General features: G+C 57.0%; 12 protein-coding genes. 6 read left to right on the top strand and 6 right to left on the bottom strand.

Annotated features, from left to right (window positions below):
* The first annotated feature begins 79 nt into the window (after positions 1 to 79).
* From melA to ABC336_RS03585, 5 genes are all read left to right on the top strand, one after another.
* Positions 80 to 1,378, top strand: a complete 1,299-nt coding sequence (gene melA, locus ABC336_RS03605; protein WP_413237362.1) for an alpha-glucosidase/alpha-galactosidase — start codon at positions 80 to 82, stop codon at positions 1,376 to 1,378.
* A 196-nt stretch (positions 1,379 to 1,574) separates the two neighbouring features.
* Positions 1,575 to 2,384, top strand: coding sequence for a glutamate racemase (gene racE, locus ABC336_RS03600; protein ID WP_413237361.1), 810 nt, complete (start codon positions 1,575 to 1,577; stop codon positions 2,382 to 2,384).
* A gap of 167 nt (positions 2,385 to 2,551) precedes the next feature.
* Positions 2,552 to 3,502, top strand: coding sequence for a M14 family metallopeptidase (locus ABC336_RS03595; RefSeq protein WP_413237360.1), 951 nt, complete (start codon positions 2,552 to 2,554; stop codon positions 3,500 to 3,502).
* Between the two features lie 211 nt (positions 3,503 to 3,713).
* The gene (locus tag ABC336_RS03590; RefSeq protein ID WP_413237359.1) at positions 3,714 to 4,016 is read left to right on the top strand and encodes an iron-sulfur cluster assembly accessory protein; all 303 of its coding nucleotides are present in this window, start codon (positions 3,714 to 3,716) and stop codon (positions 4,014 to 4,016) included.
* Positions 4,017 to 4,086: 70 nt separating this feature from the next.
* A complete protein-coding gene (locus ABC336_RS03585; protein WP_413237358.1) occupies positions 4,087 to 4,314 on the top strand; it encodes a DUF1450 domain-containing protein in 228 nt (75 codons plus the stop codon).
* 73 nt (positions 4,315 to 4,387) lie between these two features.
* Here the strand turns inward: ABC336_RS03585 and ABC336_RS03580 are convergent, their stop codons facing one another.
* Positions 4,388 to 6,340: an LTA synthase family protein gene (locus tag ABC336_RS03580; protein ID WP_413237357.1), complete on the bottom strand. Its 1,953-nt coding sequence runs from the start codon at positions 6,338 to 6,340 to the stop codon at positions 4,388 to 4,390.
* Entirely contained in the window at positions 6,337 to 7,494 is a 1,158-nt protein-coding gene (locus tag ABC336_RS03575) for a THUMP domain-containing class I SAM-dependent RNA methyltransferase (RefSeq protein ID WP_413237356.1), read from the bottom strand. Before ABC336_RS03575 ends, ABC336_RS03580 begins: the two co-directional genes overlap by 4 nt.
* A gap of 139 nt (positions 7,495 to 7,633) precedes the next feature.
* Between ABC336_RS03575 and ABC336_RS03570 the strand changes: the two genes are divergently transcribed.
* The gene (locus ABC336_RS03570; protein WP_413237355.1) at positions 7,634 to 8,266 is read left to right on the top strand and encodes an O-methyltransferase; all 633 of its coding nucleotides are present in this window, start codon (positions 7,634 to 7,636) and stop codon (positions 8,264 to 8,266) included.
* Positions 8,267 to 8,336: 70 nt separating this feature from the next.
* Here the strand turns inward: ABC336_RS03570 and ABC336_RS03565 are convergent, their stop codons facing one another.
* The 4 genes from ABC336_RS03565 to ABC336_RS03550 all read right to left on the bottom strand — a co-directional run bounded on the left by ABC336_RS03565 (position 8,337) and on the right by ABC336_RS03550 (position 13,158).
* Positions 8,337 to 10,187 (bottom strand): CotH kinase family protein, encoded by a 1,851-nt coding sequence (locus ABC336_RS03565; RefSeq protein ID WP_413237354.1) that lies wholly within the window; start codon positions 10,185 to 10,187, stop codon positions 8,337 to 8,339.
* 31 nt (positions 10,188 to 10,218) lie between these two features.
* Positions 10,219 to 10,902, bottom strand: coding sequence for a DUF4956 domain-containing protein (locus ABC336_RS03560; protein WP_413237353.1), 684 nt, complete (start codon positions 10,900 to 10,902; stop codon positions 10,219 to 10,221).
* 36 nt (positions 10,903 to 10,938) lie between these two features.
* Positions 10,939 to 11,640, bottom strand: a complete 702-nt coding sequence (locus tag ABC336_RS03555; protein WP_413237352.1) for a polyphosphate polymerase domain-containing protein — start codon at positions 11,638 to 11,640, stop codon at positions 10,939 to 10,941.
* A gap of 165 nt (positions 11,641 to 11,805) precedes the next feature.
* Positions 11,806 to 13,158, bottom strand: coding sequence for a sensor histidine kinase (locus ABC336_RS03550; RefSeq protein ID WP_413237351.1), 1,353 nt, complete (start codon positions 13,156 to 13,158; stop codon positions 11,806 to 11,808).
* Position 13,159: the final 1 nt, after the last annotated feature.

The following is a 13,159-nucleotide window of genomic DNA, read 5'->3' as shown; positions in this document are numbered from 1 at the left end:
ACCTCTGACAAGCGAATTCTCTTATAGTGAAGAAAGGAAAGTGAACTCATCTCAATCACGGAAACAGGAGGATACGACCATGTCAAAAATTACGTTTCTGGGTGCCGGAAGCACGGTATTCGCCAAAAATGTCCTGGGAGACTGCATGCTGACTCCCGCTCTCCAGGAATTCGAACTCGCCCTGTTCGACATCGACGAGCAGCGATTGAAGGATTCGGAGCAAATGCTGCTCAACCTGGCACAAAGCTCCGGCAGTACTTGTCGGATCAAGGCTTACAGCGATCGCAAGGAGGCGCTAAGGGGGGCCAAGTTTGTCGTCAATGCCATCCAGGTCGGCGGCTACGATCCGTGCACGATTACCGATTTCGAGATTCCCAAAAAATACGGCCTCCGGCAAACGATTGCAGACACCATCGGCATCGGCGGCATCTTCCGCAATCTGAGAACGATCCCGGTCATGCTCGATTTTGCCCGCGATATCCAGGAGGTCAGCCCGGACGCGCTGTTCCTCAACTATACGAACCCGATGGCGGTGCTGACCAATGTTATGAATACGCATGGCGGCGTCAATACTGTAGGCTTGTGTCACAGCGTGCAAGTCTGTCTGCCCCATCTGTTCCGCGACCTTGATATCGAGCCGGAAGGGGTCAGATCGAAGATTGCCGGCATCAACCATATGGCATGGCTGCTGGAAGTTACTCGTGACGGGGTCGATCTGTATCCGGAGATCAAGCGCCGGGCGGCGGAGAAGCAGAAGGAATCGCATCACGATATGGTCCGCTACGAGCTGATGCTCAAATTCGGATACTATGTAACCGAATCCTCCGAGCACAACGCTGAGTATCATCCTTACTTTATCAAACGCAATTATCCGGAGCTGATCGAAAGGTTCAACATCCCGCTCGATGAGTACCCGCGCCGCTGCGTGGAGCAGATCGAACGGTGGAAGAAAATGCGCGGCGAGCTGGTGGACAATGTAAATCTGCAGCATGAGCGTTCGCATGAATACGCGTCCTATATTTTCGAGGCCATCGAGACGAATACGCCATATAAGATCGGCGGCAATGTCATGAATACGGGTCTTATCACCAACTTGCCGAAGGAGGCCTGCGTCGAGGTCCCTTGCCTGGTCGACCGCAGCGGCATCCAGCCGACCTACATCGGCGACCTGCCGCCCCAGCTGGCTGCACTGAACCGCACCAATATCAACACCCAGCTGCTGACGATCGAGGCGGCGATGACCGGTAAAAAAGAGCATATTTACCATGCGGCGCTGCTCGATCCGCATACCAGCGCCGAGCTGTCGATGGATGACATCATCGCGATGTGCGACGAGCTGATCGAAGCTCATGGCGACTGGCTGCCGGCTTACCGGTAACCGCCGTGCCGGCCCTCTGCTGGGCTGAGCCTTCCTTTCCTGTCAGATGCTGATCTTGAACCTTGTCCGGAATTGCGCTAATATGTAGGTACGTTTTGGAACGGCCGCACATATTCTATGATGAACTTGCAAGCGTGATAAGCAGGGCAATCGACCATATCCAGTGCGTTAATCTGATCAGGAAAGCGGTGTGTCCGTGCAACATCCAATAGCTATCTTAGATTCCGGCGTAGGCGGCCTTACGGTGGCCAAGGAAGTGATGCGCCAGCTTCCGAGGGAGCGCATTATTTACTTTGGCGATACGCTCCGGACGCCTTACGGCCCCAGACCTTACGAGGAAGTACTGCGATTCACCCGGGAGATCGTCGATTATCTCGTGCAATTTGGTCCCAAGATGATCGTGATTGCATGCAATACGGCAACTGCCGTCGCATTGGAAGATATACGGACACGCGTCAATATTCCTGTTGTCGGCGTGATCCATCCCGGATCGCGGGCAGCGATAGGCCGGACCAAATCGGGTCTGATCGGCGTCATCGGCACGGAGGGAACGATCCGCAGCAAGGCATACGAGCATGCGCTGAAGCAGCTGAGCCCCAATATCGAAGTGCTCAGCAAAGCGTGCCCGCGTTTCGTGCCGCTTGTCGAGCAAGGCAACTTCTATTCATCGGAGACACATGAAGCCGTATCGGAGTCGCTGGAAGGACTCAAGGAGAGCCGGATGGACACGCTGATTCTTGGATGTACGCATTATCCATTTTTGGCTGAGACCATACAGGCTGTGATGGGTCCGGAGGTGTCACTTATCTCTTCGGCAGAGGAAACTGCCAGGGAGATCAGCACCATCCTTCATGAGAAGGGCAAGCTCTCGCAAGGCGATGTCATCCCGGTTCACCAGTTCTGCTGCAGCGGGGATCCGCGTCTCTTCAAGATGATCGCCCAGGATTGGCTCGATGAGCAGATTGAGCTCACGCCGGTTGTATGGCAAGTGCCTAAGATCGGATGAGTGGTCCATTATACCCGGAAGGACTGAGATAAACCGTTTGTTCGGTGGAGAGGATCCGCCGACAAGCGGTTTATTGCTGTTCAGGCACGGCTGAACCAGCGTTGCATGTGTTTGCACGCCATTGCATACACATGGTGGTAGTGCACTGTCAAGGAGGTTGTTACCGCTTGAATAGACGACTCACTCGGCCGGCATCACGCTTGCTCGCGCATAGCGGCTGCCGGATCGTGACGGCTCAGCAGGGTTACGGACCGGATAGCTGCGAAGCCGATATGGCTGCGCTGGCGGCTGCTTATCCATTTCTTCATACGGAACAGGCAGGCAGCAGTGTCATGGGACGGCCAATCCGCGCCGTCCGGTTCGGCGAAGGCGATTGCCGGATTCATCTGAATGCGGCTTTTCATGCCAATGAATGGATCACTTCCCTGCTGGCCATGGCGCTGCTGGAGGACTTGTCGTCCACATATGCCGGCGGTCAGCCGTGGGGCGGGATGGAGATAAGACGCATCTATGAACAGTATTCATTATGGATCCTGCCGATGGTGAATCCGGACGGCGTCGGGCTGGTGGTCGATGGCCTGCCGGAGGAGCGCGGCTTGCGGCAGCAGCTGTTGGCATGGAACGGCGGCTCCGACGATTTCGGGCAATGGAAAGCCAACATCCGCGGCGTCGACCTGAATGATCAGTTCCCTGCCTATTGGGAAGCAGAATGCGAACGCCGCGCCGCAGCCGGTCCGGGTCCGCGGGATTATCCGGGTCCGCAGCCGCTGAGCGAGCCTGAAGCGGCAGGGCTTGCCGGCTGGACGCGCAGGCACGATTTTGATCTGGTGCTGGCGCTTCATACTCAGGGGCAGGAGATCTATTGGAATTATCGGGACTATGAGCCGCCGGAGGCCGAGGCGCTGGCTCAGGGGATGGCGAGGGCGAGCGGCTACAAAGCCGTCAAGCTGACCGACAGCGATGCTGGCTACAAGGATTGGTTTATCTACGAATTCCGCCGTCCCGGTTTTACCATTGAGGCAGGCTACGGCGTCAACCCGCTGCCATTGACCCAGCTCGAAGATATGTATGCGGAGCTAAAGAGCCTGCTTTTGCAGCTGCTGGGCGAGCTTCGATGAACAACCCGGCAAGCAAGCCCGCTCCCGAACCAAGGGTGAAATAACAGTTGCTCTGTGGGATCCTTTTCGATACAATGAGACTACAGCAATTGCAACCCGATGTACCACTTTATGCCGCCAACCTGTCCTCGTCCCGGCTAGCCGGGACGGGGTTTCGTTACGTATATGTGCGGATTCCGTATGAAAATGACTGCGAGGAGCTGGATTGGATATGAAATGCAAGATTTCACGCAATGCCGCCAAAGTGCTGCGCACCGAGCTGGACAAGCCGGAGAACGAAGGAAAGATGCTGCGGGTATCGGTGACGCATCAGCATGGCGATCATGCGCATTACGGCATGTCGCTTGATGTCGCCAAAGAGGACGATGTCGTCGTCCCGACAGATAAGGAGATCGACGTCTTGCTCAGCACGAAGGAGCCGATGCTCGACGGCGTTCGGATCGATTACTTTTATCTCCCGAAGGAGGGCTTTGCGATTACCAATCCCTCCAAGGGCAACCACGGCGATCACTAATAAGGATTCATTGAACGTCTGCCAGAAAGTCTGATGCGGCAGGATGCATCACAGGAGATGGGGAATACCGATGGCTACAAACGATATCCGGATCTGCGATAAATGCAAGCATGTCAAAGTGAAGAGCATGCTAAGCAAGCTGAACAAGGCGCTGCCGGACACAGAGATCAAAGTGGGCTGCAAATCGTATTGCGGTCCATGCGCGCGCTATGCCTTTATCTTCGTCAATGGGCGTTACATCAAGGCGCCTTCGGAGGATGAAGTCATCGAGAAAGCAAAACCGTACTTTAAAGCTTGATTTCTTTATAAAGAAGGCGTCCCGACAGTCATAGACTGGGGGACGCCTTCTTGTTCAATATGGGGGTCGAAAGTCACCGCTGCCGCAGGCGCGGGACGAGGTTGTTCATGACGATCCGGTCCGAATGCATCAGCTGCGCTCTTGCCTTCAGGGCCAGTGGCTCGCAGGCCGAGACATCGACAGGCTCTCCGGTCATCAGGCTGTAGCATGTCCCGTGTGCGAGGATGCCGTCGCCTGACGGTACGAAGTAATGGGACGCAGAGGAGAATGCGCCATCGCGGAATACGACGGTCTGCTCAGGCAGCGGCTGTCCGGTCAGCAGCGGGGCGCCCAGCATATAGTGATCATCCGGCCGGATCCCCAGCAGATGCAGGAGCGTCGGCGCGATATCGAGCTGGCCGCCTCCTGGATAAGTGCCGGCATGAGCGCCATCAGGCAGGTGGATAAGCAGCGGCACCTGGCGCAGCATCCGCTCTCGCTGCAGGGCGGATAACGGCTCTCCCAGGAACGTCTCGAACGGCTCCCAATCACGGATCGAGTTGTCATGGTCGCCATAAAAGACAACGATCGAATCCTCCCATAGATCGGCTGCTTGCAGCTCGCCCACGAACGACTTGAACGCCTGGTCCACGTAATGCACACTCTGGATATAGTCGCCGAACATCGTGCCGTCCAGCTCCCCCAGCTCAAGCGTCTTGTAAGATGCAGGCAGCGAATAGGGGTGATGGCTCGTGAGTGTAATCAGGAACGAATAGGACGGCTTCCGGTGCAGCTTCATCTTCTCCACGGACTGGCGGAAGAAGGAACGGTCGCCGACCGACCAGCCAAGCGGCTCGTCCACGATATAGTCATTACGGTTATAGTATTTGACGTAGCCCATGTTGTTGTACATTACATTGCGGTTCCAGAATCCGCCGTCGTAGGCGTGATAAACGCCGGTAGCGTAGCCCTCGTCCCGCAGGATCCCGGGAAGGCAGCTGTATTCGTGCTGCGCGTAACGGATGAACACAGAGCCTGTGGGCAATGGCTGCAGAGAGCAGTTCGCGGCAAAATCGGCATCCGATGTCCGTCCTTGCGCCGCCTGATGGTAGAAATCCGGGAAATAGGCGCTGCTCTCGATCAACTCGTTCAAGTAGGGAGTAATCGTCTGGCCACCAAACGAACGGCCGATCATAAAGCTCTGAATTGCCTCGGCCTGGACCATGATGACATTCTTGCCCCTGTAGGCTCCGAACAGTGCATCGTCCGCAGACGGCAAGACGCTTGCGCGGTGTTCCTGCAGCCACCGTGCGGTATCGGCAAGCTCGCTTTCCGGCAGCTCCGTCCTGCCGAGCTGCTGCTTGACATACTGGTAGGCGTCGTAGCCGTGAAAACCGAACAGTCCGGTGACGTTATACAGCGAGACATTCCACCATATCCCGACGAACAAGCCTTGCGCCCACGTCCGCTTGGCGATCTGGATCGGCACGAACACCAGCGTCACGCTGAGTGCGAGAACGATCAGACTAAGCGACAAGCGAACCATGGCGCTGCGCAGCCGCCGGCGGGGCGCCCGACCGTCTGAGGCAGCCGGCTTCCGGCGGAGGAGCAGCCAGAGCGACAAGGTGATCAGCAGCGGCCAATCGAGGAATAGCCGGATGTCGGAGATCTTCAGCAGCGAACCGATGCTTTCTCCGAGTGCGCCGACCTGCCCGGCCTGCAGCAGGACCGGGATGGAGATGAGATCCTGGAAATACCGGAAATAGAGCAGGTCGGCATACAAAATCGAAGTCAGGACAATATTCAGCAGGATCAGAACGAGGATACGCGCCCGGGCAGAAAGCCAGATTGTCCAGAACACGATCAGACCGAGCGTTCCCGTGGCTACGATGACATCAGCTGCGCCCATCCTCATATTGCGGACATGGATCGAGTGGTCGAACAGGTACAGCTTAAGCAGCATCAGCAGAACGAACAGCAGCAGCTCGATCCCCCGGAAGCGGCTGAGCATAGGCCACAATCGTTTTAATGAGAGTGTCGGATTCAATAATCCTGCGCCTCCCGTTTGCTCAAGGGCGGCAGCGGTCCCAGATATTGAAAGAGCGCACACTCGATACGGCCGTTATACAGCTTGCGCTTCTTGTGCGACGGCCTGCCATAATCGCGTTCGAACTCCCGGGAGGGGCTGAGCGCGAATACCGACCACGAACGGGCAGCCTCAGCCATATCGCCAAGCTCACGGATCGCACGGTCCGCTTCCCGTTCGCTGCCCAGACGTTCACCGTAGGGGGGATTGGTGATGATACAGCCATACTCTCCTGTCAGCTTGACCTGGGACACGGGCAGCGTCTGCAGCTTTAGCTCCTTGGCGAAGCCAGCCTTGGCTACCGCGGCAAGAGCGACCTCGATCGCCTCGGGATCGATATCCGAACCGCCGATCTCCAGCGGCACTTCATCCTTGACTGCGTCAAACGCTTCGTCCTGGGCATCGTCCCAATGGGCTTGGCCAATGACCGGCCAGGCTTCGCTCGTAAAATTCCGGCGCAGGCCGGGTGCGATGTTCCAGCCGATCATGGCCGCCTCGATCGGGATCGTCCCTGAGCCGCAGAACGGATCGTAGAGCGGCCGTTCCGGCCGCCAGCGGCTGAGCAGCACCATCGCCGCAGCCATCGTCTCCTTGAGCGGCGCTTCGGTTACGAGCTTGCGGTATCCCCGCTTGTGCAGACTCGGGCCCGTCGTGTCGAGTACGAGCTGAGCCCGGTCCTTCAGAAGCTGGACCTCTATAGCATACAAGTCGCCGTCCTCGGGGAACCACTCGGTGCGGTAAGCAAGCTTCAGCTTTTCGACGATCGCTTTTTTGACGATGCCCTGGCAGGCGGGCACGCTGGTGAGCTTGGATTTGTGCGAGCGGCCCTGGACGGGGAACTCGGCGTTTTTCGGGATGAAAGCGGCCCAGTCGATCGCCTTGGTGCCCTCGAACAGCTCCTCAAATGTGCGGGCCTCAAATTCGCCCATCTTGACGAGCACCCGGTCTGCGGTCCGCAGCCACAGATTGGTCCGGCAGATATCTGCTGGACTGCCTTCAAAGTTGACCCGGCCATTCTCCGTACGGGTATCCTTATAGCCCAGATCCTGAAGCTCGCGGGCGACGATAGCTTCCAGTCCCATCGGGCAGGTGGCGATGAGTTGCAATTTGTCCATATTTCGTACCTCTTCCGGTTCGGGATAAGCGGCGAAGAACATTGTATTCGGCCGCACAAAAACATACAATCAAGTTGACTAGAACTCAAGTATAGGATAAAGCGTGACAGGTTACAAATGTCAAAGGAGGAATACAGAAATGAGTATGACGGTAGAGGAATACGCCAATCAGATCTTCGGCTCGGATCCGGATCTGGAGCGGGCCCAGGAGGGCATCCGGGCCGCGGGCATGCCGGAGATCTCGATCGCTCCGGGCTTCGGCAGATTGCTGACGATGCTCGTCAGGATGTCAGGCGCCAAGGATGTTATCGAGATCGGCGCCCTGGGAGGGATCAGCGGGATCTGTCTGGCGCGCGGCTTGGCTGCAGACGGTACGTTGACTTCCCTGGAGTTGAAAGAGGAATATGCAGAGGTGGCGCGGTCGCATATGGACGCAGCGGGACTGGGCAGCCTGGTGAACTACCGGATCGGTGATGCTACGGCAAGCCTGGCGCAGCTGGAGGAGGAGGGGCGCAGCTTCGACTTCTTCTTCATCGATGCCGACAAGGAAGGGTATCCCGTCTATCTGGACTATGCTATCCGGCTGGCGAGGCCCGGTGCCATCATCGCTGGTGACAATACGCTGCTGCGCGGCCGGGTGGCCGACCCCGCCAAGAACGGCCCTTCGGTCCAGGCGATGCGCGCCTTTAACGAGCGGATGGCGACCGACGGGCGACTGATCAGCACGATCTTGCCTGCGTATGACGGCTTGACGCTGGCGATGGTGAAGTAAGGAGCAGCGACAACAGCAGGCGACCTGGCATCCCCCGATGAAAGGGAACCAGGTCGTCTGTGAACGTTTATTATATACGTCGTCTGCGAAAGCGGGCCACGAACCAGAGTCCTGCTGCCAATACGGCGACACTGACCCCGGATGAGAGCAGGAATTCGTTGCTGTAGCCTGTCCTGTTATTCGCGGCAGAGCCTTGCGGGCCACCTCCCCAAGCGCCGGGACCGCCGCCCCTGGCGGGCTCGAACCCTTCGGGGAACTGCATACCTTCTGGCGGCTGCATCCCTTCGGGGAACTGCATGCCCTCCGGCGGCTGCATCCCTTCAGGGGGCTGCATGCCTTCCATAACCATGCCTGGAACTCCGCCGCCGAAGCCTTGGCTCGTATCAGCCTCCACGACGAGATCGCCCGATATTTGGGCAAGGATAGATTCGGAGCGCTTGACCGCGAAGGCGGTTAGACTGTTGTCTCCCGATACGCCTTGAAGGAATTGTTCGGTCGTGAAAAACTTGGTCGGGTCGGCTTCCACATACGGAAGAATCAGCGCCGAGATGTTCGCTGTCTTCGTCGTGAACCATTCTTCCGTGAAGTACGTGGCCGCGATTTCTTCCAGATAACTGTAATACTTCTCCTTGTATTCGTCGACGGCCAGCAACGATGCCAGCAGTGGACGGCTCTCAAGCTTCGCGCCCGATACCGGCGTTTCGATGCTGAAGTTAATATTGCTCTCGTTCATGAAGTTGGCGCTAGAGTCCATCATACCGCCCGTGTCCATGCCGATGCCGCCTCGGAAGCCGCGCTCTTGCCTCCTCGCGTCATCCCCCCCGCCTGCGTCCTGAGCTGCAGCTGGCGTGTTCCGTTGCAGTCGGCCTGGAGCTGTCCCGGTTTGCTGGCGTGGCGCGGCGATGCCGTCACCCGCAGCGCCTTCTACGCCCGTGGCAGCTCTCTCGCCCGGGACGCCGCCCTGGTCAGGCTGGCCCATCATGCCTCCGCGCATCCCGCCGCCAAAGCTGAAGCCGCCGAACGACATGTTATAATCCCACGGGAGGATGGAGAAGACACCGTCTTCCTCGTACAGATAGTAATTGTGCTTCAGAGAGCCTTGATAGCTGTCCAGATTGACCAGCGCCGTATTAACCGCAAAATAGCGGAGCGCCTCGTCGACATCAAGCACGGATTCCAGATCACCGCCGTTATTGATGGCATCCAGAAACCTAATCGTCGATTGACCGTTGGAGATGTTCTTGTTCGTCTTCAGATTCAGCCCCGGGTAATCATCAATGTCGTCGCTGATCCATACCAGGTCGCTGCCGGTGCCTTCCGGCTTGTAGAGGTCTCCAGTTCCGGTATCAAAATGTCTGGCAAGATACGTCTCCTCGATCGCTTCAACACCGACGTACAGTCCCCATTCCCGACCGTTGATCGACACATACATATAGGAGTACCCCGGCGTTGGCACACCCATAGCTTCCATGATTTCGTATGACAGCACCTCCCTCATCAAGGAGGCATCGCTAAAATTGTTGTTCAGATTAAGTTTTTTCAGACCGTTCAGACTTTGATTCGTGTAATAGTCGAAGTCTACTTTGAAACTATAGCGATCCGTTTCCTCGCTCTGAGCAATCGAGCGAAGCGATGAATTGCCTTTGGTGCGGACTGCGACTCCTTTGACGGTGACACCGTTCACGGTTACATCGGCTAGTTTGTTCTCCTCGGCAAGCGGGTCGTCCAGCATCGACTGCAGGTCGTCATCCGACATCGTAATATCGACCCGGGTGACGCGATTCTGATCAAAAACGGTATCGACATAACCCTCGCCCGCGCCTCGTGCCGGTACGGCCACTCGAGGCAGCAGCAGCATCGATACGAGCAACAGGGCAAGCAATAAGAGGATGGTTCCCATGATCGTGCGCGAGCTTACCATCGAGTTATCCCTCCTTTCAAGCATCCGGTCATCAAGCTGTGAAGTTGCCGTCGTAGCTGAGCATGACCGCGGATTTGACGCCATCCATCTTCATAATCGTATCGACAAAGCCGGCCTCCTTATCCTTGACCCGCACTTCGTACGTAATCTCATAATCCTCGCCAGGCATGACCGACTTGGACTTCATGGCGTGCTTGCGGGTATGCTGCGTGAGGACATGCTCCAGCGAGCTTTCGAGCTTGCCTTCCGTGTAACGGACGATCAGCAGATACGGATTCTCGACGGTAATCCGGTTGACGAATACGAGCATGACGATGCCGATCAGGATCGAACCGATGATGACGAGCGGGATGAAGCCGGCTCCGCACAGGATGCCGCTGACGATGGACCAGAAGACATAGACCAGATCCATCGGATCTTTGATCGGCGTCCGGAAGCGGACGATCGAGAGCGCGCCTACCATGCCGAGCGAGAGCAACACGTTGGAGGAGATGCCCATGATGATCAGGGCGGTTGCCATCGAGATGATGATGAGCGAGATGTTGAAGGTATGGGAGTAGATGACGCCGGTGAAGCTTTTTTTATAGATGAAGTAGATGAACAAGCCTACGGCGAACGCGACCAGCAAACCGACAATGGAATCGATAAGCGAGAAGCTGCTTGTTTTCTCCAAAAAGTTGGACTTGAAAATATCATTAAAAGTAATCGTTTCCATGAAAGTACGCCTCCAGATTCACATTAGAATACTTCGTTAACTGTACATGCGGCTTAGCTGATATTTGGAGTATGCCTCCGTGCGCCGGTTGCCGATCTGCAGCAGTTTTTTGATGATATCGGGCATGTATTCATCATATTTGATCTCCAGCACGACGAGATCCGGCTCGAGCGCAGGCGCCATCGGCACATTCGGGTTCAGCAGATCGTGGTTGCGATTGCTTGTACGAATGTTGCTGTCGAAGGTGACCCGCACATTGCCGTGCGGGTAGGTGAATACCTCGCGTTCGTAATCTACGATGGTGAGCGGCTTGAGCTGATAGCGCTGCATCTGCAGATGCAGCTCCCGGATGAGCGGACGTTCATCCTCCGACATCCAGGCGATGTCGCCCTGCCGCATATGCTCGTACTCCTCCGCCGCGATGCGGCATTTCTCTTTGAACGTTTGATTGTTGCGCTTGCTCTTTTTCTCCAGATGGAGGAGATTGCTGTTGTGGTCGTAGAGCCGAACCCGGTATTTATCCCTCGCGTACAGCCCTTCTTTTTTCTGGATCAGCGCTTTGTTGTCCAAGTTGTCAAAGTAGACGCTGCGTACCAGATACGTGCCGCCCGGACCCGCATGGGGGTCGCTTCGCATGACATGCCGCAATCCGCTGCGGAGCAGGTGGCAGTCGAGCCGTGTGATGGCGTGCTTCAGCTCGCGCCGGCCCTTCGGATACGGGTTGCGATCCTTGATCATTCCTGGTCCTCCATTTCATGTGTAAGATAGGTGGGCATGGATTAAATTATAGTCTTGCACCTTAAAGAAACCTTAACAATGGCGGAGCGTCATCCGGAGGAAGACAAATGAAAAAGGCTGTCCCGGCGTCATTGCATATGACGGAGGGACAGCCTGTTTGTGGTATTAGCGCAATGGCAGGCGGATGCGGAACACGATACCCTTGGTCTCCTGGGGGACGGCTTCGATCGTGCCATGGTGGGCGTCGACGATCCAGCGCGCAATGGAGAGGCCAAGCCCGGAGCCGCCTTGCTCGGCAGAACGGCTCCTCGCCTTGTCCTCGCGATAGAAGCGGTCAAACACCGATTGCAGATTTTCGGGACGGATGCCGATGCCGGTATCGCTCACCTCGATTAGCAGGCGATGCTCGTCGCGACGGGCGAGTACGCCGATGCTGTCGTCCTCGGCAGTATATTTGAGCGCGTTGTCCAGCAGGATCACCATAAGCTGATGCAAGCGGCCCGGGTCGGCCTCGATGACAAGTTCCGGCTCAAGCGACGTCCACAGGTGCTTGTCCTGACTTTCGGCGATCTCGGCGTAAGGCTCGCAGATTTCCTTAAGGAAGGGTTCAAGCGGCAATTTCTTTTTCTCCAGTACCGTCTCGGCCGAATCGGCACGCGCCAGCGTCAGCAGATCGGCTGTGAGCTTGGAGAGACGCCGCGTCTCGGAGAGGCTGACGGCGATCGGTTCGAACTTGTCGACGATCCGCTCCTGCGGCGAGGTGAGGAGCAGCTCCAGCTTGTTCTGGATGATCGTCAGCGGCGTCCGCAGCTCATGCGAGGCGTTCTCGACGAATTCGGTCTGCTTGCTCCAGGAGCGCTGGATCGGTCGCATCGTGCGGCTCGACAGCAGCAGACTCGTGACGATCGAGAGCAGGATGAACAGCGCCGTGCAGAGGATGAGGATACGCTGGAAGCTGGCGACTGCCGCTTCCTCGGCATCGACGTTGATTAGCAGTTGCATCGCATAGACGCCATTCGTCGCTTCGGGATTGATGTAGATCAGCGTCCGATAGCGATAGCTGTCCTGGATCGTGATCGTACGGATCTCGTCTACGGCTTGAGGATTGTAGGCCAGATCGCTGAAGTACGTCTGATAAAGAGTGGAGCCGAGCTGATCCTGGTTGATGATCTGACCGTCCTTGTCCCAATGCAGCACTGTCACTCTCGGACTGGGCGGCATCGAGCCGTCTCCCGGGCGGAACGGCCAGCCGCCCGGGCCCTCACCCTGCGGACCGCCGCCTCCGCTCCCGCCCTGGGGACCGCCGCCGCGCATGCTGCCCGTGTCGGGGATGATGCCCCCAAAGTCTGCCGCCCGATCCGTGAAGCCACGCAGCTCCTGATCGGTCTGCGAATACATGCTGCGTTGCACCTGACTGAGGATGATCACGGCGAACAGGGCGAAGATGAGGGTGAATGTAATAAAGTTAAGGATCGTGAATTGCCGCCTTTGCTTGCGGAATACGAAGTTTTGGTCCATC

Origin of the sequence: Paenibacillus jepli (assembly GCF_047238105.1) — a bacterium.
Lineage (GTDB): Bacteria > Bacillota > Bacilli > Paenibacillales > Paenibacillaceae > Paenibacillus_D.
This window is presented reverse-complemented; position numbering and strand designations above follow the sequence as displayed.